Source organism: Deinococcus aerius, assembly GCF_002897375.1.
GTDB classification, from domain to species: domain Bacteria; phylum Deinococcota; class Deinococci; order Deinococcales; family Deinococcaceae; genus Deinococcus; species Deinococcus aerius.
This window is the reverse complement of the sequence record NZ_BFAG01000002.1, coordinates 306,901-331,228: the sequence shown is the minus strand read 5'-3', so window position 1 is coordinate 331,228 and position 24,328 is coordinate 306,901. Positions and strand designations below refer to the sequence as shown.

Genomic DNA, 24,328 nt, shown 5'->3' with positions numbered 1-24,328 from the left:
GGAGTGCCCCCAGCAGTGGCGCGTCAACCAACGCTCAGCCTTCAGCCCTTCACCCTCGCCCCACTGAGCCAACGGTGGGGTCCATCGGGTCAGGTCACTTGCTCTTTCGCCACCCGGGCGAGGCGGTGTCGTTCCTGGCGGGCCAGCGTTCACTCAGCCCAGGCAGTTCGCCCTGCTTGCCGGTGATGGTCTCCGGCGTGATGGCGTACACGATGGTGCCGCCTACCCGGGGCAACGAGTCCTTCTCCCGGCCCCAGGAGTCCTCGGGCGCGTACTTGTGCATGAAGGCGCGGTAGAAGCGCACCTTCTCGTCCGTGTCCTCCACGACGCGGATGCGCCCGAAGACGATCACCGAGCGGTACGACACCGAGGTGTCGCATTCCACCTGGCCGTAGGGGTACACCTCGCCGGGCTCGTCCACCTCGAAGCTCACCCGGTCGTGAAAGCGCACGTTCGTCAGGAAGTGACCGGCAGAGCGTGCGGTGTGGAGGTAGACCTGGCCGCCTTGCCAGGTGAAGAGGTTGGGGACGACGTAGGGGTAACCGTCGGGGCCGAGGGTGCCGGTGCGGCCGCAAAAGGCGGCGACGAGGAACGCCTCGGCCTCCTCGCGGGTCATGGCTTTGTCCTGGCGCTTGAGCTGTCCGCGTGGGGTGAAGTCGGTCATGGCGGTCCTTTCTGATGCGCGCGCGTTGGCTTGGGGAGAGTGCCGGTGTGTCCTCGTCTCACCGCGTCAGGCGGCTCAGCGCGGCGACGGCGACCACGAGGAGTGCCGCCAGGATCGTGCGTCCGTCGAGCCCTTCCCCCAGGAGCAGTGCTGACCAGACGACGGTCAGGACCGGCTGCACGAGTTGTACCTGTCCCGCCCGGGCCACCCCTCCCAGTGCCAGCCCGCGGTACCAGGCGAAGAAGCCCAGAAACATGCTGACCATCGAGACATAGCCGAAGGCCGCCCAGGCTCCCGGCGAGGGGAGATGGGTCGGCCAGGGGGCCAGCAGGGTGGCGATCAAGGCGAAGGGCAGCGAGAACACCAGCGCCCAGCTCACCACCCGCCATCCGTCGAGTTGCCGGGCCAGCCGTCCGCCCTCGGCATACCCGACCGCGGCGAGCAGCACCGCCAGCAGCATGTAAACGTCGCCCGTCTCCAGATGCCCCGCCCCGGTGGTCGCAGCGAACCACAGGACGGCGACCACGCCCAGGGCACAGACGAGCCAGAAGACGGGCCGTGGACGTTCTCGCGTCAGCAGTACGGCGGCGACGGCGGTGGCCGCTGGAAGCAGACCGACCACCACCGCCCCGTGCGAGGACGGCACAGTACGCAGGGCGAGTGAGGTCAACACCGGGAACCCGAACACCACCCCGAGAGCGACCAGCCCGAGACCCCGCCAATGACGACGCGCGGGAAGCCGCTCCCGACGGGCGAGCAGCAGGGCCACGGCCAGGAGGGCCGCGACCACGGCGCGACCAAAGCCGACGGTGTACCCGCCGAATTCCGGCACCGCGAGCCTGGTCGCGGGCAGGGTGAAACTGAAGCACAGCACGCCCAGGGCTGCCCACCACCAACCACTTGTTTCCGTTTTCGTCGCCAAAGCTGTAACGCTACTGATACTCTTCACGTTCTACGATAACAGTATGACGTCGGGTACCGAGAGTGGCAGGAGTAGACAACGCCTGTTGTTCGACCTGAAAGCGTGGATCGGGCAGGAGGCGCGGCCCGGGGAGCGGTTGCCCCCCGTGCGCGAGTTGACCCGCCGTTACCACACCAGTCCCGTGACGGTGAGCGCCGTGCTCGCCCAACTGGCAAGGGAAGGGCTGATCGTCACCCGCCCTGGTCACGGCACCTTCGTCGCGGAGGCAGCCATCGTCCCGCCCTCAACGGACCTGGCGTGGCAAACCGTGGCCCTTTCGGGTCGTCCCATCTCGCCGGGCTACGTGCAGGACCTGTTTCGACCCCCTCAGCCAGACACGCTGCCGCTGGGCAGTGGCTACCCCGACGAGACGATTCAACCCCTGCCCCTGTTGCAGACTGCCCTGGGCAAGGCGTCCAGGCGACCAGGGGTCTGGTCGCGGTTACCACCGGAAGGGCTGGAGGCATTGCGGGCGTGGTTTGCCCGGGAACTGGGGGAGGCGTACCGGGCGTCTGACGTGCTGATCGTCCCCGGCGGACAGGCGGCCCTCTCGACGGCCCTGCGCGCCCTGCTCCCTATCGGGGCACCGCTGCTGGTCGAGTCTCCCACGTACTACGGTGTGCTGGCCGCCGCGGGGGCGGCAGGTGTGCAGCCGGTCCCCGTTCCGGCAGATGCGGAGGGCGTCCGGCCCGATCTGCTGGAGTTGGCGTTCCGCTCCACCGGCGCGAAGGCCGTGTATCTCCAGCCGCTCTATGCCAACCCGACGGGCGCGGTCCTGGCGTTAGGGCGCCGGGCGGTGGTGCTGGCGGCGGCGGAGCGGGCCGGGGCCTTCGTCATTGAGGACGACTACGCCCGGGGCCTCACCCTGGACGGGGAAGCCCCGCCTCCCCTGGCGGTGGACGGTCCGGGGCGCGTCGTGTACCTGCGCTCGTTGACGAAGGTGAGCGCGCCGGGGCTGCGCATCGCCGCCTTGGTCGCGCGGGGGCCCATCCTGACGCGATTGCGCCACGGGCGGGCCATCGAGGACTACTTTCTGGCGGGTCCCCTTCAGGAGACGGCCCTGGACCTGGTGACTTCCCGGGGCTGGCAGCGCCACCTGAAGGACCTTCAGGCGGCGCTGCGCGAACGGCGGGCCGTGATGGTGGGGGCGTTGAGGCGCCACTGGCCGGAGGCGCGGATCACCCTGGTCCCGCGGGGCGGGTACAACGTCTGGGTGCAACTGCCCGAGGGGACGTCCGACCTCGACTTTGTGGAGCGGGCGGCGCGGGCGGGGGTGCAGGTGAGCGCGGGCAGCGGGTTCTTCCCGACCGAGCCGGGCGGCGCATTCGTGCGCCTGAGCTACGCCGGGGCGAGTCCCGCCGTCATCGAGGAGGGCGTGGGCCGCCTTGCATTCACGGCTGTTGGACCCCAACCTGGGTAACGAGGTGATCGTCCAGCAGGCGCTCCGGCGACGGGGTGGAGAGACAGACTCGGCGGTGCCTCCAGACAGGCAGGACGGTGGGAACGCCGTCGGGAGGCAGGGTCTACGCCATGCAAATTCTGAGCGTTTGTTGTCGCGTGATTGCTGGCGCGACCCCTAGAACAGGAAGGCACGGCCCGGATGCTTCAGCCCGGAGCCACTTTCGTTGTCCTGCCACAGGCGCACAGCACCGCCTCCCGAGAATTCCACGCAGGGAGAGGCACCCTGACGCCAGCCCTTCTCGGACGCGGCAAGCGGCGTGACGTACATCCAAGAAGCAGGAGGCGCTTCCCGCCCGTTGACCGTCCCCGGAAGGAGGGTTGGAGAACGTCCGACCAGGGCGCCGGGATCGCGCCTTGCCAACCTGGGCCGCGGCCACCATGCAGGGGTATGCGCAGATTCGTTTCCCTGATGCTCGCCTGGGCGGCGAGCACCGGCACCGCCCAGACCACCACTCTGAACGAGGTCACCCAGGCCCTGCACCGGGCTCAGCGCCAGGTGATCGCCTACCTCCCCGACCTCCAGGCCCAGATGCTGGCGCAGGCCCTCAAGGAGGCGGCCAGCCGCCGGGTTCACGTCCACCTGATCACACCCCGGCGTGCTCATCTGCGGCCCGGCTCGTTCCTGCCCAGCGTCGCCCTCGCCAACGCGGAGCAACCGCCCCTGCCGCTCGGCTACCACTTCGGTGAGCTGAAGGCCCCGCCCCTGGTCATCGTGGACAACCGGACCCTCTACCTCGGCGCGGGTCTCGCCGACGGCTCCTCGGCCGTGCGGCGCGGGACGTCGGCTGAACTCACCCGGGCGCTCACCGCCAGCGCGAACGTCATCAACGCCTCTCCGAATGTCCCCGCCCGGGTGCTGATCAAGGAAAGGTACGGCCTGGCATGGTGAAGCCTTTTTCCGTCACCGACCTCACCACGCCAGCCGAGTACGCGGCGGTGCAGGAGCGCTTTCCGGAGGAGCTCCGGCGAATCATCGCCCCCAACCTGGTGGAAACCGACGAGATCATCCTCGACCTGAACCAGCCCCTGAGCGTGCGGTTCGGAGGGCTGCGCATCGACTACCCGCTGGTGCTGGACCCGGTGCTGTTCGGCCGAGTCGACACCGAGATGCAGTCCGGAGTCACCAAGGGCTGGCGGGCGGACGGACGCATCGGTATCCCCGGGACCTTGCACCGGATCAGCCGCGAGACCAACCTCCAGGGGGCCAGCGTGATGATTACCGTGCGCATCGGCCGAGCCCTGATCGGCGTCGCCGAGCCGCTGCGCGAGGTCATCCAGGATGCCATCGACCGGGGCGTGGGCATCGCCATCATCGGGCCGCCCTTCGTCGGGAAGACGACCCTCCTCAGGGACATCGCACGCATCATGGCCGAGCGGTTGGGCCGCGGCCTGATCATCATGGACACCAGCAACGAGATCGGCGGGGACAGCGACCTCGCTCACTGGATCATCGGCAAAGCCCGGCGAGTCATCATCGGGGACCCCCAGTTGCAGGGTGGAAAGTACGCGCGCGCGATCGCCAATGCCGCCCCTCAGGCCCTGCTGGGGGACGAGCTCGGGTACCGGAATGACATCCCGATCATCGTCGAGAACGCCCCGCGTGGAGTGCCCATCACTGCCACCCTGCACGGCCGGGACATGGTGCGAGTGGTGAAGAGCCAGAAGCTCTGGCCGCTGCTGGGTATCCGGGACGGCCGGAAGCTCGACCCCAGCACCTTCGCCGTCGCCATCGAGGTCCTGGACCGCGGCCACTACCGGGTCCACACCGACTTCGACCGAACTATCGAGGCCTTGCTCGACAATGCCACCCCCACCGAAGGTCTTCACGAAGTTCGCGTCGCCTGAACCAGAAGGCCCTGCGACAACGGGACGTGCCATGCGTCCCGTTGTTCTTCTTTTCCAACCCCGGTCCCCTTCACGAGGTGCCGTTCCCTTGCTGCAAGGAACACCGGAGGCGCTCTCCAAGAACACAAGCAGGTCCATCCTCGTCCCTCACCCGACGGCGCGGTTCCAGCAGCGACATGGCGGTGCTGGTTTCCCGGCACAACTCCCTGTTCGAGTCCCTTTCTCACACAGAGAAACTGAGACAGGGCGACAGGTCAAAGGTGGGGGGGCTGTGGGCACTTCAGCTTTTTCAGAAACGAAACGTTCCCCCGCCTGCACCGCCAGCCTCCACCCCGCCTGAAGCACGTGCCCGTGCTCGCCTTCCAGCTTCAGACCGCCCTGCCCCAACTTCAAAGTACAAAGCACTTGAAAACTTCAAGCAAAATCACTCAAACTTCTCATTCTCGTGAGAGGCTGAAGCGAGGAACGGACGGTCCGTCGAGAGAAGCCCGCCCATGCTGAGCCCCCCGGATGCCAGCGGTGAGGGCAGGAGAACGTTCCTTGAAGGATCGCCTCAAGACCCCAGGACGTGTCCGGCAGTGATGCGAAAACACGTCGGGGGTGCCTTGAGGGAAGGGGCCTTGATGGCCTGGAGGAACCGAAGTCACCTGCACCGTGAGAGGGTCACGGCGAGCCTCGCCACACCGCTGCCAGTGCTGATCTGCCTGCGACCGCCTCCACGCCAGGCCACCTGACTCGGGCATCACCTTCCCCCACCGTCGGTGCCCGAGCAGCCCTCCCCCGTCCTCGTGCCCCTCTCATTCACGACAGGGAGCGGGCGGGCGACGCTCCGTGTTCGCGCTCTGGCCCGGCGGGACCCTCGCCGCTCAGGCGGCGCGCTCACTCCATCTCAGATCAGGAGGAAAGCGAGATGGTGAACACCCGTTGCCTTACCTACGTCAGCCCCAAAACCTCGCAGCACGAGGAGGGTCGGCGCGAACTCCAGGCTCAGGTCGAGGCGGCCCTCCAGGTCCTGCGTCTCGCCGAGCAGCTTGATCCCCGTCCCCTGAAACCGCGCGTCCGTGTTCACCTGCGCTGAGGCCCCACCCGGGTTTCGCCTGTCCCCCGGACCCGGTCCACACCCCCTGACCTGAAAGGGTGCCCATGCTGCATCTGCTGCTCGGCAGCCTTCGCAAGGACGCCCGGCTCCTGCGTTGGCTCGCCACCATCCTCCCTCCCGCCCTGCTGCTCGGCTTCACGTTGCAGGTCGGTCGCAGGGCCCCGCCCGACGCGGCGAAAGTCTGGTCCTCGCTGCTTGCCACCCTGCTGTGGGCCGTGCTGTTCCTGCTCGCCCGCCGTTTCGGTCCGGCCTTTGACACCCGCACCGGCACCCAGTTGCTGGGTACTCTCCGGGTCGTCCTCCTCCTGCTGTTCGTCATGCAACTGGTCCTGCTGCTCGGCACCCTCTTCCCCTTCGCCTGACCTCCCCGGTCCCGAACTTCAGGAGCACCCCAGCGAAGCCACCCAACGCCCGGGACGACGGACGACCTGCGACCCCTGATCCTCAGCGCCGACCAGATGTCCCCACCGTGACCAGCCACTGGGCGTGGCCGGTCGGGGAGGTCCCGCGCCGAGCCTTTCCCTGTTGCGTGGCCCGGGAGGACCCTCGCCTCCCGGGCGGCGAGGCAGGCATGGCCCTCCTGCACTTCCTGCTTCGCCGCTTCGGCCACCGGGTCACCGACCCCGTCCTCGTGACCTGCCCCGACTGCCACGGCGAGGGCGACCTCCTGGTGGACGACAGCACCGTGTTCAGCGACCCCGACACGGGAGCGGCCGAGGTCGAGGTCGGCCAGAACCTGGAGACGTGCACGACCTGCCAGGGCTCCGGTCGAATCACTCTCCGGACACAGCTCGTGATCCGCACCGCTCACCTCGTCAACACGGATCGCTGGTGGGCCCGGCACGCCAAAGCCTGACCTGCGCTCGTCAACCCGGCCGCCGAGCGGGGAGCCTCCACGTCTTTTTTGATGGCGGCTGCACCTTCCGCCCGGGTGCAGCCGCTTCCGCTCACGTCCGGCAGAGACGCCGGGCTGCCCCGCCAGTTCCACCGGCCTCCACCCTCACCCGCCGGGCAGCGGGTGGGCCAGCCGCATGACCACCACCAAACGCATCCGCCACAAGGGCAAGAGGAAGTTCCCTCGTCCCCTCACCCGTGAGCAGAAACGCGAGCGGAAGTATCCGAGCTGGAGGTACGTGTGAGGCCGCCGGTCCTCCCCCAAGTCGCCGGCACACTCCCCGCCGGCCAGGCCCTGCTGACCCACACGCTGGACCTGCTCGACCTGCTCGACGTCCTGCGGCCCAACCTGGAACGCACCCTGTGCGTCGACCTGATGATCACCTGTCCCGCCGTGTCGGCCCAGACCACCTGTGAACTCGCCCGCCTGGCCCTGCAGGAGGCCGACGGCCTCCCCGCCCATCCCCAATTGCCCCAATTGCCTGCCCTGACCGCGCACGTCCGCCGTCTGCTGGGCGCCCTGCTCGCCTCGCCCGCCCCTCACGGTCTCGTCGCCTGAACACGCCCTGACGTGACCAACCTGACCCGCACCCACACTGGAGGACGGGCACGGTCGACCCTCGCGTCCACTGCAGAACGGGCAGCCATCCCTCGCCCGGAGACCGCACCGGGCGAACCACCGGCAAGGTTTACCGGTGCCGCCGCGCACCAGAAGGAGTCCCCATGAACAAGGTCCTGATCATCGCCGCCCTCGCCCGCGATCCCGAACTCCGCTACACCCCGGGAGGCACCGCCGTCCTCGATCTCACCCTTGCGGGCGAGCGCCACATCACGGGCAGCGACGGGCGCGCGCACGTCATCCCCTTCTACGAGAACGGGCAGGCGCTGGGCAAGTACGCCGAACATCTGGCCGAGCGCGGGTATCAGGCGGGCGACGTCCTGGTGGCGGACGGGCAGCTCGATTACAGCCAGTGGGAAGCGTCCGAAGGGGGCAAGCGCAGCGCCCTGCGGGTGCGCGTCACGGGGACGGTGCGCCAAGCGGACGGAGACTTCGAACTCATTCAGGATGGCCGGGGCGGGCAGCGACTCAGGGGCGGCTTGAACCGGGCCACGGTCATCGGGAACGTGTCCGCCGACCCCGAACTGCGGTCCACACCTGCCGGTGACGCCGTGCTCGGTCTGCGTCTGGGCGTCAACGAGAAGTACAAGGACCGTCAGGGCCAAGCCCAGGAGAAGACGCACTGGGTGGACGTGACCCTGTGGCGCGACCTGGCCCTGGCTCACCAGGGACTGCGCAAGGGTGACCCGGTCCTGGTGGAGGGCGCACTGGTGGACGAGTCGTGGACGGACCGCGACGGGCGTGGGCGGCGGACCAAGAAGGTCGAGGCGGACACGGTGGTCCCCCTCAGCCGGGGTGCGGGCACGGGGACCTCCGGCACGCCAACTCCGGCACGCGAGCAGCGGCAACCGGTCGCCGCCTCGGGGACTCGCGCGGCCAGCTCTCAGAACGCCGCGCCCGCCCGGACCCGCTCCGAGGGGCTGGACATCGATCAGGGGCTGGAGGACTTCCCGCCCGACGAGGAGCCCCTGCCGTTCTGAGCCAGCCCGGGGAGAGCGCGCGCCTCTCTCCCCGGTTCGTCTGAAGCATCCACCCGCCGGCCCCATCGCCCCTGGCGGGGTGCCCCTGGGGGACCCTCGCCCGGGAGGACGCCGGGCGCAAAGGAGCGCATGAACCTGTCCCTGAAGCTCGGCGAGGGCGTAAGGCAACTCCACGAATGAATTCGGGGGCTTTGCTGTCAGAAGCAGAGCCCACGCCTTACCAGGGGACCTGAATCTCAGGTAGCAGATGGATGGACGATCGGACCTTTGAATGCCCCTTGCCAGTTCAAAGCTCTCCGGAGCGGCCTGCGAAGCCCCGGGCACGGGGATGTCCGGCCCGCACCGCTCAAGCACCACCCGGCTCAACGCCATCCCTCCCCCCGAGGCAGACTTCACTCCCCTCACCGGGAAGAGCACCAGCCACGGAGTAATCCGATGACCGAACGCCCTATCGTCCATCTCGACTCCTTCAAGCCTCGGGACCGGCAGCTTCCGAACCGGGCCCTGGTGGTCTCCGCCACCCACAAACCCCTGATGCCCTGCCACCCCGCGCGAGCCAGAGAACTTCTCAGGAAAGGCAGGGCCGCAGTGCTCCGTCACCAGCCTTTCACCATCGTCCTGAAAGACAGGGCTTGTGGAGTGACCCAGCCTCTGAGCCTTAAGCTCGACCCTGGGTCCAAGACCACGGGCATCTGTGCCGTGGCTGAGATGAAGCGGGGGCCAAAGGTCGTTTGGGCAGCACTCCTGCACCATCGCGGACGGGCCATCCAGCAGAGCCTGGATGCACGCCGAGTTCTCCGGCGGGCGCGACGGTCTCGCAAGCTCTGGTACCGTCAGCCGAGGTTCGACAACCGCACCCGTCCGATGGGCTGGTTGCCGCCCAGTCTTACGCACCGGGTACTCACCACGTTGACTTGGGTGGGGCGCCTCTCGCGTTGGGCCGCAGCCACTCACCTGGCTACTGAACTGGTTTCCTTCGACACGCAACGCCTGCAGAATCCATTCATCAGGCGAGAGGGCTACCAGCGAGGTACCCTTTACGGCTACACCGTCCGGCGCTACCTCTTACAGAAGTGGCAGGGCAGGTGTGCCTACTGTGACCGGAATGACCGCCCGCTAGAAGTCGAACACCTGACACCGCGCTCACAAGGGGGATCAGACCGCATCTCCAATCTCGTGCTCTCGTGCACGCCCTGCAATCTGAAAAAGGGTACCCAGAGCCTGCAGCAGTTCCTCGCGGAGAATCTCATCCTGCTGAAAAAGATCCGGGCGCAAGTTCAGGACCCCCTGCATGACAGCGCTGCGGTCAACGCGACGAAGGCTAAGCTGCTGCGTGAGCTTCAGAAGACCGGGCTTCTCGTCGAGATTGGCGACGGCGCACAGACCAGCTTCAACCGAGACATTCAGGGCTACCCCAAGGCCCACTGGATTGACGCAGCCTGTGTCGGACCTTCTGGCGCCCGGGTGATCGTCCCGAACCTGCGTCCGCTTGCCATCATCTGCATCGGGCACGGGAACCGGCAGATGTGCGGGACCAACAAGTTCGGTTTCCCTACCCGGCACCGCACTCGGCAAAAGACCCACTTTGGTTTCCAGACCGGAGATCTGGTGCGGGCAGTCGTCACCACTGGGAAGAAGGCAGGAAGCTACGTCGGGCGGGTTTCAGTGCGGGCGACTGGAAAATTCCGACTCCCAATGGTTGACGGGCTGCATTACCGCTTCTTCGTGCTCATCCAGAAAGGAGACGGCTACGCTTACAGTTAAAAGCAGTGCCCTCACAGGCGCCGGCCACCTGTTGATCTACGGTCCTATGGCCCTCGAGGCCGCCCGCGTCATCACCTCGGCGGCCCGGACCCTCCCCGGCATTCGCGCCGGAGGGCGGTCGGGCCGGGCGCAGGTGGACACCACCCTCAGCGGCCGGACCAGGCACCTTCCCTTCACGGTGGAGAGGGCCGGGACATGCTGAGGTTCCTGCATGTCCTGTCCAGTTTCCTCACGCCCGCCTTCGAGGTCGAGCAGCAGTTCCCGCCACGCTGTGGCGAGCGGCGCAGCCTCCACGTCACCCACCGGCCGGGCGCGGGGTACGCCGTGTTCGAGACCCGCACCGACGAGGCGCAGGGGGAGCCGGCCATCGACGCCGAGACCTTTGAGGACGGCCTGACCCGTCCCCAGGCCCTGCGTCTCGCGGCCCGGTCCGGAACTCGCCCCGAGACGGCGGCCGCGGTGCAGGCGTCCCACTCGGCCCTCGTTCCCGCGCCCGTTCCTCTTCGGCTGGAGGTGCACGGCGACCTCGGGGTCGTCACCCTGCATCTGCACGAGCACCTGGACCAGCCGGGCTTCCTCGCCGCGTTGGAGTGGGCTCTCCGGACCACCGACGCCGCGTCCTCCCTCGCCCTGATCGGCCGGGAGGGAGAGCAGGAACTGGCCTGGCAGGTCCTCTTCGAGCGGGTGCCCTGGGGTCGGGGGACGGTTCGCGAGATCGAGCGCCTCACCGCCCACCTGTGACCCCCAAGGGCAGACCTTTCCCGGAAGGACCCTCGCCCGGAACCTCACCGGGCGTGCACGCGCTACCATGACCCTCGGAGGAAGCATGACCAAGGTCGCCGTGACCGTCGACGCGCAGGGACGGCTCACCCTGCCCCCCGAGGCGCAGGCCCGCCTCGCCCTCAAGCCCGGGCAGACCGTGGTCATCGATGTGGATCTCCCCATGGAGGAGACGCCGGTCGGCGAGGGCGAGAACCCCTTCCTGCGCTTCATTGGCAGCCTGCCCCCCCTGGCCGAGGACAGCCGCACGTCCTACCAGCGTGAACGGGGACACGAGGACTGACGGGTTGCACCGCCACGCACCCTCGTGGCGCTCAGCTTCATAACAAGCTGGGCGCCGCATCCCTTCGTCTTCTCTTAGAGTAGCCCGTCGTTGGTGTGGCATTTTGGCGTACAATAATGCCGAGGGGAATGTAATGACGCAGCTACCGAAAGACGAGCGCCTGCACCTGCGAGTGACTGGGGAGCACCATGACCTGATCGAACAGGCCGCCACCCTCGAGGGGCTCACCCTCACGGGTTTTGCCACCCGTCACCTGGTGGACGCGGCGACGCGAGTGGTCGAACATCACCGCGTGACGCAGCTCGGTCGAGAACAGGCCGAAACGTTTCTCCGTGCCCTCGAGGCAGGCGAGGCTCCCCAGGGTGTGGACCGCCTCACGCGCCACTTCGGCCGGACCTCGCTGCCTGTGCGGGAAGAACCGTGAGTGTGGACGATCTGCAGGTGACGCCGCTCGGTCCCCACCATGACCGGGCGGCATTCACGTGTGGCGAGGTGACGCTCGACCGCTACCTGCGCGAACAGGCGAGCCAGGACCGCAAACGCTCGCTCGCACGTTGCTACGTCCTCACAAGAGCGAGCGAGCCCGCCCGTGTCGTGGGGTACTACACCCTCAGCGCCCACAGTCTCCGGCTTCACGACTTGCCCGAAGACGCGGCGCGCGGCATTCCCTACCGTGACGTTCCGGGCGTGCTGGTCGGGCGGATGGCGCTGGACGTGCGCGAGCAGGGTCGGGGCCTTGGGGAGCGGCTCCTCGCGGCGGCCGTCGAACACTGCGCGCGGTTGGAGAGTGAGCTGGGGTTGCGGGTGATCGTGGTGGATGCGCTTTCCGAGGGAGCGGCCCGCTTCTACGAGCGTTTCGGCTTCCAGCGCTTTGGCTCTGGTGAGTTGCGGCTCTTCCTGAGCCTCCGGCACGTGCTGCCCAGGACGTAGGAGAGAGAAGGCGAAGGGCCATGGGGAGGGGCCGCGTGCCTCTCCCCTTTCATCATGTCCCGGCAGAACCCTCGCCCTGACGGGCGGGGCAGGCGGCATGCAGGAGTTCGACTTCCACCTGCTGCGGCATGCCGAGGCCCAGCTTCGGGTCACCCGCGCAGATCCTCGTTCAGGGCCGTGACATCCACGACGCGATGGACCGCGCCGCCCTGGCCCTGAACGTTCGCGCCCGACTCGCCCCGGACGTCCTGGTGTTCACGGTCGTGCAGGGCCTACGGCAGGAACAGGTTCGTCCCGGCGATCTTCTGGTCGGGGGTGGCCTCACCGCCCGCGTCCTCTCCCTGGGCGACTTCAGGGACGCCGCCTTCATCGGTCGAATCCTCCTGCTGCACTGAACCTCTCGCTGTCCCGTGAGCGGGTCAGCTCCCCACCACAAGGGGTGCACCATGAACGAAGGCATGATCAGTGGTTGCGTCGTCCGCGTCGAGGACAAGACCCAGACCTTTCCCGCGGCCATCGTTACCCTGGCGGGCGAGACGAGCCGAGTCAGCAAAGCTTTGGTCTTTTTCGAGCAGGTCCGCGTGACCGGAGACGTCGCCGTGAAGGCCCTTCAGCTCGAACCGGGACAAGCCGTGCTCTTCGACCGGGCGGCGGTCGAGCAACTGATCTGGACCGACCGGCAGACTCAGGAACCGCGCGCGCAGATCGTGACCCGGGGCCGCTCCTTCGTGAAGCTGCAGGGGGTCCGCACCCGGCGCCAGGGGGAGCATCTCATCCTGGAGAATGCGGTCAACATCTTCACCCTCCACGGGCGGCTGGCGAAGAAGACCGAGACGCGACGGGCAGGGGTGTTCGGCGAGGTGACGGAAGCCCTGGTGACGCTGAACCTCCCCGTCAAGTCGGGCGCGCCCGAGACCCGCCCGCACTACCTGAAGGTCGAGGCCTGGCGGGAGACGCCGCTCAAGGGGCAGCGCGGCGGCGCCCTGGTCATCACGCAGGTGCTCGTCAAGACGGATGCGAGCATCCTCGGTGGAGAGAAGCGGTACTTCACCGCGCTGGAGGAACGCTCGAGCAGCGTGATGGCGTGAGCTGACGGCAGGAACACGGCGGACCCCATCACCATCCCCACGAAGGCAGACACAGCCTCCACTTGAGAGGGCCAGGGCATTCAAGCGCGGCGGGTTCTGGTGGCTCGCCTGACCCGGGCAGGCCGGGTGGCCTACGTGCTCGCCTGGGAGCGCCTCTCGTTTATGGAGTACGGCAAGTTGCCGCTGTCCAAGGTGTGGAAAGGCGAGCTCCTACCGTGCATCCTGCTCGGCCTGATCCGAACGGATGCCGAGCGCTGGGGCGTGTGGACCGAACAGGTCCCCACCTGCAGGGTATTCACCACTGCAAGTCCTACCGCACCTTCATAAGCCAGGCTGTTCTCGCGCAGTTCGAAGGACTTGGCCGGAAACCCGTTCAGTGCCCGCCCCGCCGAAGACGGCCACGGCGCCGAGCACCTGCCCGGCCGGCTCGTCGAGGAGCCGGTCGAAGAGCCGCGCCAGGCCGGCGCCGTGGTCCGCCACGGCAATCGCCAGGGTGTTGGGCACCGACGACGCGTCCAGCACCCGTCGGCCCTCCGGGTCGACGGGCATGGCGTGATCGACCGGGAAGCGCACGACCGGCAACAGCGACGGCACAGGCAGGTCGAGGCCGAGGCTGGCGTACAGCGCGTGGATGCGCCCGTGCATCGCGGGGGCGTACTCGGCCATGTGGCTGCCGCCGATCACCACGCCGGGCGCGAGCAGGTACGTGAGGACGAAGTTGACCTCGTTGCTTCCGACATACTGTGTGGGGGCACCGGACGCAGGCGTCAGGTCACCAGGGTCGGGTACCGCCGCCAACTCGCCGTCGGGGCCGATCACCTTCATGCCCGAGGCGCGTGCGGCGGCCACGAGGATGGGCCGCACCTCGGAGTCCGCGAGCGCGAAGCGGTTGAGGAGGTCGAACGGGACCTCGACCGCGCCGCCCGGCGCGGTGCAGCCCCCGAGGTGCTCGAGGGCTGCACGGTACAACACGCACTGGTAGGCGTGGTTGCGCGCGACCGACGCGAGGCGCGCGGCGTGGGTGTCGGTGGTCGACAGGGTGATCGCCAGCAGGTCCACGGGTGGCTGGGAGAGCAGCGTCTTGTGGCGCACTGCATGGTTGCGGGAAAACAGGCTGTCCTTGACCACGCGGCCGCCGCCGTCCCGTCGCCACCACGCGTACGGCCGCCACTTCAGGTCCCCCAGGTTGTTGTGGGTCAGGCTGGTGCGCAGTTGGATCGGCCGCAGGAATTCGCGGGCTGACCCGTCCATGACCCGCCGGGCAAGCCAGGAGTAGCAGGCGCGCTGCCCGAAGGCGTTCATGCTCGCGTGGGGCGAGGTATGGATCACGAACCCCGACTCGACGAAGCGGTGCAGCGCCGCGTCGTCCCACCCGAGGCTCGCCCGCGCGGCGGCGAGCGCGCCGGGGTCGTCGGCACGCAGCACCAGCCCCTCGGTGGCGCGGATGTGGTCGGCCAGCCGTCCCCGCCGCGCCCTCGCGTGCGGGGGAACGGGAAGCGTGGGCAGTTGGTCGAGCGCAGCACGCAGGGTGCGCGGCGCGGCGTCAGTCATCGGAGCTCCTTGGTGTCGCGCTCGCGCCCAGGGTGCGCCGGGCGGCCCACGCGTTTAGAAAGACGGCGAGCAGCGCCGTCGCCGCGCCGAACGTGGCGAGCGTGCCCGAAAAGAACAACAGCGACCATTCTATGGACCGGTGCATCAGCGCCGTGGCCACCGGGATGACGGCCAGCGCGAGCACCGAGGTCACCATGATGCGCGCGGATGTGGTCTTGCCCTTCTCGCCGCCCAGGCTGTGGCGCTGCAGCGAGGTGGCGAACATGGCGAGCGACAAGGCGGTCCCGGCGCCGCTGACCACCATCACCGCGGCGTTGAGCAGGGGTGGAAAGCCGCGGCTCATCAGGAACACGCACAGCGCTTGGACGAAGAGCCCCATCGCGCCAAACGTCACCGTGTCCAGCGTCGAGATGCGCTTGCCCAGCACGAAGAGCAGCGCGAGGCTGCCCAGGGCGAGGGCGCCGTCGAACAAGCTCAGCAGCACGACTTGGCCGCCGTAAGTGCGGTCCACCAGCGGCACGAGGTGAAGGTTCATCAGCGCCACGGACAGGAAGTCGCCGCATGCCAGCACGATCAGGGCGAGCAGCAGGCGGTTGTCCCGCAGCCGCCCCACGAACGCCGCCCAGTCGGCGAGCACGTTGGGCCGGGTCGGCGCGGCCCCGTCGTCCCGCGCCGCCTCGGCCGCCGCGCCCGGCACCCCGACGAGCAGCGCGGACGCCACGAACGACAGGCCGTTGAACGCGAACGCGGCTGGCGTGCCCAGGAACTGGATGAGCGGCGCGGCCAGGGCCAGCCCCAGCAGTTGCCCAGTCTGGAACAGCGCGTTGTTCTGGGCGTTAAAGTGCGCGAGCTGCTCCTGGGGCACGAGTTGCGCGGTGTACGCGAACACTGCCGCGCGGTAAAACGCCTTGCCGACGTTGATGGTCAACACCGCGAAGAGCACGGCGGGCACCGTGAGCGCGGGCACGAGCACCGCCAGGGCGCAGGCCAGAATCACCAGCCCGCGGAGCAGCTCCGCCAAGTACAGGCTTCGCCGGGGCGGGAAGCGGTCCGTCAGGCTGCCCGCAAACAGCTGAAGCGCGAGCGCCGTCAGGAATTCGGCGACGATCACGCCGCCGAACGAGGCGGCCGAGCCCGTGCGGTCGTACAGCAGTTTGCCAACCACCAGCGTGTTCATCCCGTTGCCGAGATTGGTCACGAGGGTCGAGACCAGCAGGCGACGTGCCGGAACGGCGTAGTTCGAAAACATGGACGGCACCCCCCATGCGCCGCGCCAGCCGGGGGCTCGGCTTCCCGGCTGGCGCGCGGCTCGGCTAACCGAGGAACTCGACTTCCCGACGCTTGAGGTCGGCGAACCCCACCAAGCCGAACAGGTCGCCCAGCGTGCACAGCTGCGGCTCGACCGTGCTCGCGCTGCCGCTCTCGCGCAACTGCCGCAGGATCTCGCGGGCCCTGGACACGAACGAGCGGATGCCGTGGTTGGCGAAGATGCACATGGTATAGCCGTGCGCCCGCAGCTCCTCAACGGTCACGCTGTTGTACGTGGTGGGCACGGCCACGAGAGGCACCTCGCGGTCCCAACGGGCCGAAAAGGCGTAGATCTCCGAGGGGTTGTCGATCTTGGAATGCACGAGGACGGCGTCAGCACCCGCATCGGCGTAGGCGTGCGCGCGCTCCAGCACCTCGTCCACGCCCAGCCCTACGATGAACCCCTCGGTTCGGGCGATGACCACGAAGTCCTCGCTCTTGCGGGCATACACTGCCGCCTTGATCTTGCTGACGTGCTCGCGCGCATCGACGATGTCGCGCGTCACGTCGGCGTAGAAGCTGTTGCGCTTGGGAAAGACGTTGTCCTCCAGGCACAACCCCGCCGCGCCGGCGTGTTCCAACTCCTGCACGGTGCGGATGACGTTGATGGCGTTGCCGTACCCGCTGTCGGCATCCACGATGACGGGGATGCTCACGCTCTCCACGATGTTCCGCACGGCGTCGGCCATCTCCGAGAAGGTGATGATGTTGGCGTCGGGCATTCCGCGGCTGGCGGAAATCTCCAGGCCGCTGGCCCAAAGGCACTCGAAGCCCGCCTCCTCGCCCAGGCGCGCGCTGAGCCCGTTGTGCGCGCCGATGGCCACCAACGTCTCGCCCGAGACCAGCCGCCGCTTGAAGTCGTGGGGGCTCACGCCTCACCACTCTTGTCGGCGAACTTCGCGGGAATGCCGACAACTGCCACGCAGCGTCCCTGGGCCTCGGCACGGGCCTGGGCCTCACCCAGCGCCCGCACCACCTGCTCCGGCCGGTCCTTGTCCAGCACCACCTCGGCGAAGGGAATGTCGAGCGCGTCCAGCATGGGGGCCAGCGCCTCCCCGATCGCGTTGTGGTGGGGCACGTCCCGGCCCTTGTAGCCTGCCCAGGCGATGAACAGCACGAGGGGCACCTCGTAGACGAGCACGAGGCTCGTGAGCACGTCCACGGTGTTGCCGAACCCCGAGCTTTCCATAAACACCATCGGCCGGTCCCCGGCGAGGTGGGCGCCCACCGCCAGGGCGACCGCATTGTCCTCGCGGGTCGCCGGAACGTAGTTCGCGTGCAGCTCGTTGCGCTCGAGGTCGCTGATCAGCGCCTTGAACTCCGAGTCTGGCACGCCGGTGATGAACGTGACCCCAGTCTTGAACACTTCCTGTCCGAACGAGAACGGCACGGTGGCCGCGTCTGCCAGTTGACTCATCTCATCACCCTCCCTTAAGCGTCCGCTCGCGAGGCGGCGTCGCGCACGTGCGCGGTGAACTGGGTGCGGATGTCGCGCGGGTGGTAGGGCACGCGGGGGTGCTGCGCCGCCGTGTCTCGCCCGGTCACGACGTACAGGAACGTGCACTCGCCGCTGGCCAGGGCCTCCTCGACCGCCGCGCGCAACTCCTCGGCCGTGCCCACCTCGCGCGCGGCGCGGTAGCCTGCCCCCAGGGCCACGCGCACGAAGTCGACCCCGTCCGACAGGGTGCGCTGGGCGCCCGTGGTCTCGTAGACCTTGTTGTCCAGCACGACGTGCACGAACGGCGTTTTGCCCGCCACCGCCCGGGCGGCCACCGGAAAACCGCTCAGGCCCATCAGCGCGTTGCCGTCGCCTTCCACGACCACCACGGGCGCACTGCTACGCACCGCGAAGCCCGCGGCCAGGCTTGGGCCGAGGCTCATCGAACCCACCATGTAGAAGTTCTTGGGCCGGTCGGCGAGGCTGCTCATGGCCCGGGCGTTGTTGCCGTTGCCCACGAACACGTACGCGTCACGTCCGTTCGCCGCGTCGACGACGGCCAGCAGCGCTTCGTCGCGCCCGACCGCCGTCACCTGCCCGCCTCCGATGCTGCGGTCGCGGGGGTCGGCGCGCGCAGCCCCCCGCCCGCGTTCGTCCCCGGGTCGGCGGCCGCCCGGCCACCAAGGATCAACACAACGACAACGGCCCACCACATTTTCGTCTTCATATCCCCATCCCTCCTGTTAAGTTGAATGACCCGGAAGGTAGGGACGCCGCGTATTGAGCCGGCAGCCGGGACGGCACGCGGCATATTGGCAATGTATTGGGGGAGCGTAGTGGAATACGGACGCGTGTTCGAGTGTGTCAGCCGGGGCCTGTACGAGCAGGGTCTGGCGACCTACGCCGCCCTGGCCGACCCGACCCCAGCAGACGCGCGGTGGGCTGGGGTGTGCGCGCTTAACCTGCGGCAGTTCGAGCGCGCCAAGAACTTCCTGCTCCTGGCCGTTGGCGGCGGCGAGGCGGCCGCGAACGTCGAGCTGTCGACCACACTGCGTCAACTCGGGGATCTGTCACTGGCCGACCAGGTGCTCGCCACCGTGGACGAGGCGGGCTTGGCCCCGTTCGACCGCTGCCTGCTGTACCGGGAGCGTGCTGCCCTGGCCTACTCGGGCGGCGCGCTCAAGGAGGCTTCCGAGCTGCTAGAGATCGCCCTGCTCAGCGCGTACCAGAGCGGCCCCCTCCAGCAGGTGCTGCTGCCCGCGATCAACCAGCTCTTCGGTCTCGTGCTCGGCTCAAGGGGGTTCTACGCCCGGGCGGAGCAAAACTTCACCCTGGCCCTGGAGGGCAGCCACGCGGCGCGGTCAATCTACGTTCGGAACAGCCGCGGCCTGTGCCGCCTGCGCCTGGGCAAGTTGGACGAGGCCGACGCCGACCTCAACGATGCGCTGCGGCACAGCGACGCCGCGCCGGTCGCTCGGCCCGTCATCTTGTACAACCTCGGCCTGTTGGCCAAGGCGCGGGGCGACCTCGCGGCCGCCCACGCTCTGTTCGCGCAGGCGGGCGACCTTGCGCGCGAGGTGCAAGAACTCGAAACTGAATGTTACGCGGAGCTGGCCCTATGCCTCATCGCGGGCGTTCGGGGGGACCAGGCCTGCGCCCGGCGCCACTTGGCGCGTGCGCGCGTGCTGTCCACCGGACCCAAGGCGGCGGCCGAGGTGCTGCTGGCCGAGGGCGTCCACCGCCTGCACGCCGCAGAGGACACGGCCGTCGCCCATCTGGAAGAGGCGGCCCGCTCCTTTGCGGACCTCGGCCTGCGCCGGGAAGAGGGTATTGCCCTGCTGTACCTGGCCGAGGCCCGGGCCGCCTTCGGGGCCGAGGACGAGGCGCTGCCCCTGCTCGACCAGGTCGTCGACATCAAGAGTGCCCTCGGCAACGGCCTGGCCTTCTCCAGCGAGTTGCGCTACCTGACTCGGACGTTGGGTGTCTTGCAGCGGGCCCCGGTCGACGCCTACGCGCGCGCGCTATACGACGACTACGTCGAAATGGAAAGCACGCACCCGCAACGGCTGGACGTCTTCACCCTGGGCCGGGTCGAGGTGCGGCTGGACGGCCAGCCGGTGTTCTTTGATCTCAAGCGCGCTGTGGAAATTCTCGTCTACCTGCTCGACCGCCCTGGCCAACGCATGAACCAGGTCCTGCTCGACTTGTTTCCCGACACCGAGCCGGGACTCGCCCGCAACTACTTTCACCAGGCGCGCTACGAGTTACAGCGCCGCCTGCCCCGCCTGAGCGTGCCCCACGACCCGGGCTCGAAGTCTTACCGCGTACAGGCCGCGGGGTACGCGCTGTCGCGGGACGACCGGGAGGTGGACGTGGCCGTAGCGCGCGGGGGACCGGCGCTGCTGCGCGCCGTGGAGGGCTACCAGGGTGACTTTTTGCCGGACGCCGAGAGCGAGTGGGCCTTCACCCGCCGCAGCGGGCTCAGGAACGACCTGATTGCCGCCGGCCTCAAGGTCTTGACGCGGCCGGACGGGGACCTCGGGCTCGGCACGCTGCTCGACCTGGCCATGGGGCTGCACCGCGTCGACCCCCTGGAACCCGGCGTCGGCGAGGCGCTGGTGCGGCTGACCAGCGCGGTCGAGGGGCGCTTGAGCGCCCTGCACGTCCTCGCGCGGCTGCTGCAATACCACGAGCAGGAGTTGGGCGCGCCCCCGCCCAACCTGCTGGCGCTTCAGGAGACCTTGACCGGACAGGCGCATCAACACCTCGACCCCTAAAGTGCCGGGGCCTCGGGCAACACCCAATACCAGCCCAATACGCCTGCGCGCCACGCTGACTTCGGTCGCCCGGATCACGCGGCGCCGAAGAGGTGTGTATGCGTCACGTCTTGATCCTCAACTCGGACAAACAGGAACCCCTCAGCGTCCTCCAGCAGTTTCCGGACCTCCGGCACACCGTGATGACCTCCGAAGCGCTGAGGAGCTTTTACCCGGAGGGCAGCGTGGTGGGGGTAAGCGACCTGGGTGACGTGGGGGCGGTCCTCGCGCGTGCCAGCGAGGTGGTGGGGCCTGGGGGCGTGACGGACGTGGTGGCCATGACCGAGCGCGCGGTGCCGACCGCAGCGTTCTTGCGCTCGTACTTCGGCCTGCCCGGAATGAAGTACGACCAGGCCCTGATCTTCTCCAACAAGGTCGCCATGAAGCGGGCCCTGGCCCCTCACGTGCCCGTGATGGCCTTTGAGCCGGCCGCCTCTTTGGACGACCTGCCAGCGCGCGGCGAACACCTGGGCTGGCCGGTAATCGTGAAGCCCGCGTTCGGCGCTGGCAGCGAGGACACCATCGCCATCCACTCGCCGTCGCACGCCCAAGTGCTTGACCGCGCGGGCGTGTTCGACGGCCTGCGCGGTCGCCGGCTGCCGCTGATCGTGGAGCGCTTCGCCGACGTCATCGACGAGTTTCACTGCGACGGCGTGGTCCGGGGTGGGCGAGTGCTTTTCGCCAGTGCCTCGCGGTACTTCGCGCCCCCTCTGACCGTGGTGGGCGACTTTCACGGCAGCGTGCACCTGTCGCCCGACGACCCGACAGCCCAGGCGCTGGTCGACCTTCACGCCCGGGTGGTGGCGGCCCTGGGGCTCGACGACGGGGTGACGCACCTCGAAGTCCTGCACACGGCCGAGGGCTTCGTGGTCGGGGAGGTCGCCTGCCGGCCGGGCGGCGGCGGCATCACCACCTCGCTGCGCCACATGTACGGGGTCGACCTGTGGAGGGAGCACGTGGCGGCCGCGCTTCGGCTGCCGCCCGAAGTGGACGGCGCCCGGCCCCGCCACCCCGGCAAGGTCTACGGGCTGTGCGGCCTCCCCGCGAAGGGCGGCACGATCACCCGCCTGAGCTCGGCCGACGCGTTGACGCGGCTCGACGGCGTTTACGCGGTGTCCATGCGGTACAAGCCGGGCGACCGCCTGTCGGCGCGCCGGTCGTCCGTGTTCTTCACGGGCGAGGTGTTCTTCCGTCTCGACCACGCGGATGACCTTCGGGCGTTCCTGCGCCGTCTGCGCGACACGTACGTGTGCGAAACGGACGCGTCGGTGCAGGCGCAGGGGGCCGGGACGTGTTGATCGTCGCGTGCATCGACGGCCTCGATCCGGCGTACCTCGCGGGGCTCGAGCTGCCGAACTTTGCCCGGGTCACCCCATTGGGTCGACACGTGACGGTGAGCGCGGCAATGCCGTCGGTCACGAATGTGAACAACTGCTCGCTTGTCACTGGTCGGGGGCCGGCTACCCACGGCGTCGTCGGCAATTTCTACCGGGACGAGGCAGGCCGGGACGTCTACCTGGAGCTGCCGGACGCCCTGCTCGCCCCGACCATTTTCGAGCGCCGGCCGGACCTGCGCGGGCTCGCGCTGGTCGCCAAGGACAAGCTGCTGCGTATGATCGGGCGCGGGGCGAGCACTGCCGTAACGGCAGAGCGGCCGCCGGCGGCCCTTGTGCGCGCCCTCGGGCCCGTGCCGCCGATCTACTCGGCCGAGGTGAGCGTCTGGTTGTTCTCGGCGCTGTGCTGGTACCTGGAGCGGGAGCACTACGACGTGGTCTACCTGTCGACGACGGACTACGTGATGCACAAGCACCCGCCCGGGTCGGCCGAGGCGGGGGCCTTTCTCCGGGCCCTGGACGCGCAACTCGGGCGGGTGCTGGACCTGTGCCCCGGGGCAAGCGTAGTTGTTACCGCCGACCACGGCATGAACGCCAAGAGGATGGGCGTGGACCTATCGCGCGTCCTGCGCCGGCACGGTGTCGACGCGCAGTTCGTGCCAGCCATCAAGGACCGCTACGTCGCGCACCATGACAACCTCGGCGGCTTCGGCTACCTGTACCTCGACCACGCGCACGAGGCCCGCGCGGCCGACGCGCTGCGCGACACACCGGGGGTCGAGCAGGTGCTGTCCAGGGCGGCGGCGCGCGACCTCGACCTGCACGCCGGGCGCGTCGGCGACTTGATCGTGCTGGCCGCTCCGGAGGTCGTCTTCGGGGAGTTTCCCGAGGAGCGGCACCCCGTCGAGGTGCGCTCGCACGGCTCGGCACACGAGTGCCGGGTGCCGTGGTGGAGCAACGTGGCGCCAGTCGGTGACGACACAGGCCGTCACCACGAGCGGCTGCGCGAGATCTACGAGGCCCTACCCGTCACGGAGGCCCGGTCGTGACGCGGCCCAGGCTGCTCGTGCTTGGAGGGCGCGCGGGCCTGATTCGGGCCTGCGCCCGGCTGGGCGTCTTCGTCACGGCCTACAGCGTCGAGCCAGGCCAGGCCGTGCTGGCGCCGGGCCAGGCCGGGCGCGTCGTGGAGGGCGAGAGCCTGTCGAACGCCGAACGCATCGCCTACAACCTGTTGCGCTACGACGAGCGCAGCTTCGATGGCGTGACGACCGGCTACGAGGAGGGCATCTTCAGCGCGGCAGTGCTCCAAGCCCTGTACGGCACCGCTCGGCGCGAGGTGCTCGCCACGGCGGTGGCATTCCGCGACAAGCGGGAGCAGAAGTTGCGCCTGGGCGGATGCGTCGAGCACGCGGCCATCTGGCTTCTGCCAGCCCTGCACGCAGCCGCCCTGCCCCGGGAGGCCCGGTACCCGCTGGTGGTCAAACCCGCTGACGGTGTGGCCACGGCCCACACCTACGTCGTGCACGATGACGAAGAGCTGGACGAGGTCGCGCGGCGCGTGCGCGACGCCGGCATCGACGCGCGCGGCACGTTCGTGGTGGAATCGTTCGTGGACGGCGAAGAGTGGCACGTCAACGGCTGGACCTCTGGGGGCCGGCTCCAGTGGTTTTCCGCCTCCCGTTACCGCGCGCCGCTGATCCGCACCAAGGACGGCGTCGTGGTCTCCAGCGTGACGCTGCGCCCGGCCGATCACCCGGACACCTTCGCGCGCCTGCACGAGTTCACGGCGCGCGCGCTGTCGGGCCTGGACCTGTCGGACGGGGTGTTCCACCTTGAGTGCTTCTGGCGCGGCGACGCGTTTGTCTTCAGCGAGTGCGCGGCCCGCATCGGCGGTGGCTACGTCGCCGAGACCATCCGCCACATGTTCGGCGTCGACCTGTATGAGGTGGCGGTGCGCCTGGCGTTGGGTGAACACGTCGCCGCACCGGACGTGGCCCAGGCGTCAGCGAGCCACGGCTACCTGCAGCTCCCGGCTCCGGACGAGCCCGTGACGTACGTTCCCACCGTTGCCGACCTGCTGGCCCTTCCCGGGGTGGTGGAGGCCGAATACGACTTTCGCAGCGGGAACGTGCGGCCCGACGTGCGCCGAAACTCCTCTGCCCGCGCGGGCAAAGTCGTGGTGCACGCGGACGGCGAGCGCGAACTCGAGCAGGCGCTTGACGCGGTCCTGGCGTACGCCCGGTCGCCGCACCCAGTCGCCGACGTTTGACGGGGAAGAGGGCAACGGCGTGGTCGAGCCTCTTGGGTCCTCGTCGTCGGGCTTGCCTTAGGACGCGGCTCTGTCTGACAGGGCGACCGGCCCAATAGACCTCCATTATTGGGCGGTTCTTCCGTTGATTCCGTGCAGCGGGTCTGGGGTCATGGCACGGGCGGACCTTAGTCGTACGCCCCTGAACTTGGGAAGGGGCCGTACATCTCGTCGCAGGACGCCCAGGAGTCCGCCCGTCAGCTCG

At 68.8% G+C, this 24,328-nt stretch carries 27 protein-coding genes; 19 read left to right on the top strand and 8 right to left on the bottom strand.

What is annotated here, in order from left to right:
- Positions 1–94 precede the first annotated feature (94 nt).
- Both DAERI_RS04445 and DAERI_RS04440 read right to left on the bottom strand, forming a co-directional pair.
- A complete protein-coding gene (locus tag DAERI_RS04445) occupies positions 95–664 on the bottom strand; it encodes a pyridoxamine 5'-phosphate oxidase family protein (protein ID WP_103128214.1) in 570 nt (189 codons plus the stop codon).
- Positions 665–722: 58 nt separating this feature from the next.
- Positions 723–1,586 carry a DMT family transporter gene (locus DAERI_RS04440; protein WP_103128213.1) on the bottom strand — a complete coding sequence of 288 codons (864 nt, stop codon included), beginning with the start codon at positions 1,584–1,586 and terminating at the stop codon, positions 723–725.
- Positions 1,587–1,629: 43 nt separating this feature from the next.
- Between DAERI_RS04440 and DAERI_RS04435 the strand changes: the two genes are divergently transcribed.
- The 15 genes from DAERI_RS04435 (at position 1,630) to DAERI_RS04365 (ending at position 13,368) form a co-directional block, all read left to right on the top strand.
- Positions 1,630–3,045 carry an aminotransferase-like domain-containing protein gene (locus DAERI_RS04435; RefSeq protein WP_103128212.1) on the top strand — a complete coding sequence of 472 codons (1,416 nt, stop codon included), beginning with the start codon at positions 1,630–1,632 and terminating at the stop codon, positions 3,043–3,045.
- A gap of 429 nt (positions 3,046–3,474) precedes the next feature.
- Positions 3,475–3,975 (top strand): phospholipase D-like domain-containing protein, encoded by a 501-nt coding sequence (locus DAERI_RS04430; protein ID WP_103128211.1) that lies wholly within the window; start codon positions 3,475–3,477, stop codon positions 3,973–3,975.
- Positions 3,969–4,931, top strand: coding sequence for an AAA ATPase domain-containing protein (locus DAERI_RS04425; protein ID WP_103128210.1), 963 nt, complete (start codon positions 3,969–3,971; stop codon positions 4,929–4,931). Before DAERI_RS04430 ends, DAERI_RS04425 begins: the two co-directional genes overlap by 7 nt.
- 910 nt (positions 4,932–5,841) lie before the next feature.
- Entirely contained in the window at positions 5,842–6,009 is a 168-nt protein-coding gene (locus DAERI_RS22295) for a hypothetical protein (protein ID WP_165794067.1), read from the top strand.
- A gap of 59 nt (positions 6,010–6,068) precedes the next feature.
- The gene (locus DAERI_RS04415; RefSeq protein ID WP_133161960.1) at positions 6,069–6,392 is read left to right on the top strand and encodes a hypothetical protein; all 324 of its coding nucleotides are present in this window, start codon (positions 6,069–6,071) and stop codon (positions 6,390–6,392) included.
- A gap of 209 nt (positions 6,393–6,601) precedes the next feature.
- Positions 6,602–6,886: a hypothetical protein gene (locus tag DAERI_RS04410; RefSeq protein WP_103128207.1), complete on the top strand. Its 285-nt coding sequence runs from the start codon at positions 6,602–6,604 to the stop codon at positions 6,884–6,886.
- Between the two features lie 279 nt (positions 6,887–7,165).
- On the top strand, positions 7,166–7,483 hold the full coding sequence (locus DAERI_RS04405) for a hypothetical protein (RefSeq protein ID WP_103128206.1): 318 nt from the start codon (positions 7,166–7,168) through the stop codon (positions 7,481–7,483).
- A gap of 164 nt (positions 7,484–7,647) precedes the next feature.
- Complete coding sequence (ssb, locus tag DAERI_RS04400) at positions 7,648–8,523, top strand: single-stranded DNA-binding protein (RefSeq protein ID WP_103128205.1); 876 nt, start codon at positions 7,648–7,650, stop codon at positions 8,521–8,523.
- A 435-nt stretch (positions 8,524–8,958) separates the two neighbouring features.
- On the top strand, positions 8,959–10,287 hold the full coding sequence (gene iscB / locus DAERI_RS04395; RefSeq protein WP_103128204.1) for an RNA-guided endonuclease IscB: 1,329 nt from the start codon (positions 8,959–8,961) through the stop codon (positions 10,285–10,287).
- 195 nt (positions 10,288–10,482) lie between these two features.
- Complete coding sequence (locus tag DAERI_RS04390) at positions 10,483–11,028, top strand: hypothetical protein (protein WP_103128203.1); 546 nt, start codon at positions 10,483–10,485, stop codon at positions 11,026–11,028.
- Between the two features lie 85 nt (positions 11,029–11,113).
- Positions 11,114–11,350, top strand: coding sequence for a type II toxin-antitoxin system MazE family antitoxin (mazE, locus tag DAERI_RS04385; RefSeq protein ID WP_103128202.1), 237 nt, complete (start codon positions 11,114–11,116; stop codon positions 11,348–11,350).
- A gap of 133 nt (positions 11,351–11,483) precedes the next feature.
- Entirely contained in the window at positions 11,484–11,774 is a 291-nt protein-coding gene (locus DAERI_RS04380) for a type II toxin-antitoxin system TacA family antitoxin (protein ID WP_103128201.1), read from the top strand.
- 2 nt (positions 11,775–11,776) lie between these two features.
- Positions 11,777–12,280 (top strand): GNAT family N-acetyltransferase, encoded by a 504-nt coding sequence (locus tag DAERI_RS04375; protein WP_103128200.1) that lies wholly within the window; start codon positions 11,777–11,779, stop codon positions 12,278–12,280.
- Positions 12,281–12,408: 128 nt separating this feature from the next.
- Positions 12,409–12,675 (top strand): hypothetical protein, encoded by a 267-nt coding sequence (locus tag DAERI_RS04370; RefSeq protein WP_103128199.1) that lies wholly within the window; start codon positions 12,409–12,411, stop codon positions 12,673–12,675.
- Positions 12,676–12,726: 51 nt separating this feature from the next.
- Complete coding sequence (locus tag DAERI_RS04365; protein WP_103128198.1) at positions 12,727–13,368, top strand: hypothetical protein; 642 nt, start codon at positions 12,727–12,729, stop codon at positions 13,366–13,368.
- A gap of 321 nt (positions 13,369–13,689) precedes the next feature.
- On the opposite strand, the gene DAERI_RS04360 is transcribed toward DAERI_RS04365, so the two are convergent.
- The 6 genes from DAERI_RS04360 to DAERI_RS22290 form a co-directional block, all read right to left on the bottom strand.
- Positions 13,690–14,919 (bottom strand): hypothetical protein, encoded by a 1,230-nt coding sequence (locus tag DAERI_RS04360; protein WP_103128197.1) that lies wholly within the window; start codon positions 14,917–14,919, stop codon positions 13,690–13,692.
- Positions 14,912–16,168, bottom strand: a complete 1,257-nt coding sequence (locus tag DAERI_RS04355; protein ID WP_103128196.1) for an MFS transporter — start codon at positions 16,166–16,168, stop codon at positions 14,912–14,914. The genes DAERI_RS04360 and DAERI_RS04355 overlap by 8 nt, the downstream gene beginning before the upstream one ends.
- Positions 16,169–16,232: 64 nt before the next feature.
- Positions 16,233–17,099 carry an isocitrate lyase/phosphoenolpyruvate mutase family protein gene (locus DAERI_RS04350; RefSeq protein WP_201262716.1) on the bottom strand — a complete coding sequence of 289 codons (867 nt, stop codon included), beginning with the start codon at positions 17,097–17,099 and terminating at the stop codon, positions 16,233–16,235.
- Positions 17,096–17,644 (bottom strand): thiamine pyrophosphate-binding protein, encoded by a 549-nt coding sequence (locus DAERI_RS04345; protein WP_103128195.1) that lies wholly within the window; start codon positions 17,642–17,644, stop codon positions 17,096–17,098. Before DAERI_RS04345 ends, DAERI_RS04350 begins: the two co-directional genes overlap by 4 nt.
- Before the next feature lie 14 nt (positions 17,645–17,658).
- Positions 17,659–18,189, bottom strand: a complete 531-nt coding sequence (locus tag DAERI_RS04340) for a thiamine pyrophosphate-dependent enzyme (RefSeq protein ID WP_133161959.1) — start codon at positions 18,187–18,189, stop codon at positions 17,659–17,661.
- 65 nt (positions 18,190–18,254) lie between these two features.
- Positions 18,255–18,392: a hypothetical protein gene (locus DAERI_RS22290; protein WP_165794066.1), complete on the bottom strand. Its 138-nt coding sequence runs from the start codon at positions 18,390–18,392 to the stop codon at positions 18,255–18,257.
- A 109-nt stretch (positions 18,393–18,501) separates the two neighbouring features.
- On the opposite strand from DAERI_RS22290, the gene DAERI_RS04335 reads away from it, so the two are divergent.
- The 4 genes from DAERI_RS04335 (at position 18,502) to DAERI_RS04320 (ending at position 24,084) form a co-directional block, all read left to right on the top strand.
- Entirely contained in the window at positions 18,502–20,442 is a 1,941-nt protein-coding gene (locus DAERI_RS04335; RefSeq protein ID WP_133161958.1) for a hypothetical protein, read from the top strand.
- Between the two features lie 98 nt (positions 20,443–20,540).
- The gene (locus DAERI_RS04330) at positions 20,541–21,779 is read left to right on the top strand and encodes an ATP-grasp domain-containing protein (protein ID WP_103128192.1); all 1,239 of its coding nucleotides are present in this window, start codon (positions 20,541–20,543) and stop codon (positions 21,777–21,779) included.
- Positions 21,773–22,864: an alkaline phosphatase family protein gene (locus tag DAERI_RS04325; protein WP_165794065.1), complete on the top strand. Its 1,092-nt coding sequence runs from the start codon at positions 21,773–21,775 to the stop codon at positions 22,862–22,864. The genes DAERI_RS04330 and DAERI_RS04325 overlap by 7 nt, the downstream gene beginning before the upstream one ends.
- Positions 22,861–24,084 (top strand): ATP-grasp domain-containing protein, encoded by a 1,224-nt coding sequence (locus tag DAERI_RS04320; protein WP_103128190.1) that lies wholly within the window; start codon positions 22,861–22,863, stop codon positions 24,082–24,084. Before DAERI_RS04325 ends, DAERI_RS04320 begins: the two co-directional genes overlap by 4 nt.
- Positions 24,085–24,328: the final 244 nt, after the last annotated feature.

Coding starts and splice junctions, on each gene's coding strand:
- DAERI_RS04445 (WP_103128214.1), bottom strand. CDS start 664: ATGACCGACTTCACCCCACGCGGACAGCTCAAGCGCCAGGACAAAGCC.
- DAERI_RS04435 (WP_103128212.1), top strand. CDS start 1,630: ATGACGTCGGGTACCGAGAGTGGCAGGAGTAGACAACGCCTGTTGTTC.
- DAERI_RS04430 (WP_103128211.1), top strand. CDS start 3,475: ATGCGCAGATTCGTTTCCCTGATGCTCGCCTGGGCGGCGAGCACCGGC.
- DAERI_RS04425 (WP_103128210.1), top strand. CDS start 3,969: ATGGTGAAGCCTTTTTCCGTCACCGACCTCACCACGCCAGCCGAGTAC.
- DAERI_RS22295 (WP_165794067.1), top strand. CDS start 5,842: ATGGTGAACACCCGTTGCCTTACCTACGTCAGCCCCAAAACCTCGCAG.
- DAERI_RS04410 (WP_103128207.1), top strand. CDS start 6,602: ATGGCCCTCCTGCACTTCCTGCTTCGCCGCTTCGGCCACCGGGTCACC.
- ssb (WP_103128205.1), top strand. CDS start 7,648: ATGAACAAGGTCCTGATCATCGCCGCCCTCGCCCGCGATCCCGAACTC.
- iscB (WP_103128204.1), top strand. CDS start 8,959: ATGACCGAACGCCCTATCGTCCATCTCGACTCCTTCAAGCCTCGGGAC.
- DAERI_RS04390 (WP_103128203.1), top strand. CDS start 10,483: ATGCTGAGGTTCCTGCATGTCCTGTCCAGTTTCCTCACGCCCGCCTTC.
- mazE (WP_103128202.1), top strand. CDS start 11,114: ATGACCAAGGTCGCCGTGACCGTCGACGCGCAGGGACGGCTCACCCTG.
- DAERI_RS04380 (WP_103128201.1), top strand. CDS start 11,484: ATGACGCAGCTACCGAAAGACGAGCGCCTGCACCTGCGAGTGACTGGG.
- DAERI_RS04370 (WP_103128199.1), top strand. CDS start 12,409: ATGCCGAGGCCCAGCTTCGGGTCACCCGCGCAGATCCTCGTTCAGGGC.
- DAERI_RS04365 (WP_103128198.1), top strand. CDS start 12,727: ATGAACGAAGGCATGATCAGTGGTTGCGTCGTCCGCGTCGAGGACAAG.
- DAERI_RS04360 (WP_103128197.1), bottom strand. CDS start 14,919: ATGACTGACGCCGCGCCGCGCACCCTGCGTGCTGCGCTCGACCAACTG.
- DAERI_RS04355 (WP_103128196.1), bottom strand. CDS start 16,168: ATGTTTTCGAACTACGCCGTTCCGGCACGTCGCCTGCTGGTCTCGACC.
- DAERI_RS04345 (WP_103128195.1), bottom strand. CDS start 17,644: ATGAGTCAACTGGCAGACGCGGCCACCGTGCCGTTCTCGTTCGGACAG.
- DAERI_RS22290 (WP_165794066.1), bottom strand. CDS start 18,392: ATGAAGACGAAAATGTGGTGGGCCGTTGTCGTTGTGTTGATCCTTGGT.
- DAERI_RS04330 (WP_103128192.1), top strand. CDS start 20,541: ATGCGTCACGTCTTGATCCTCAACTCGGACAAACAGGAACCCCTCAGC.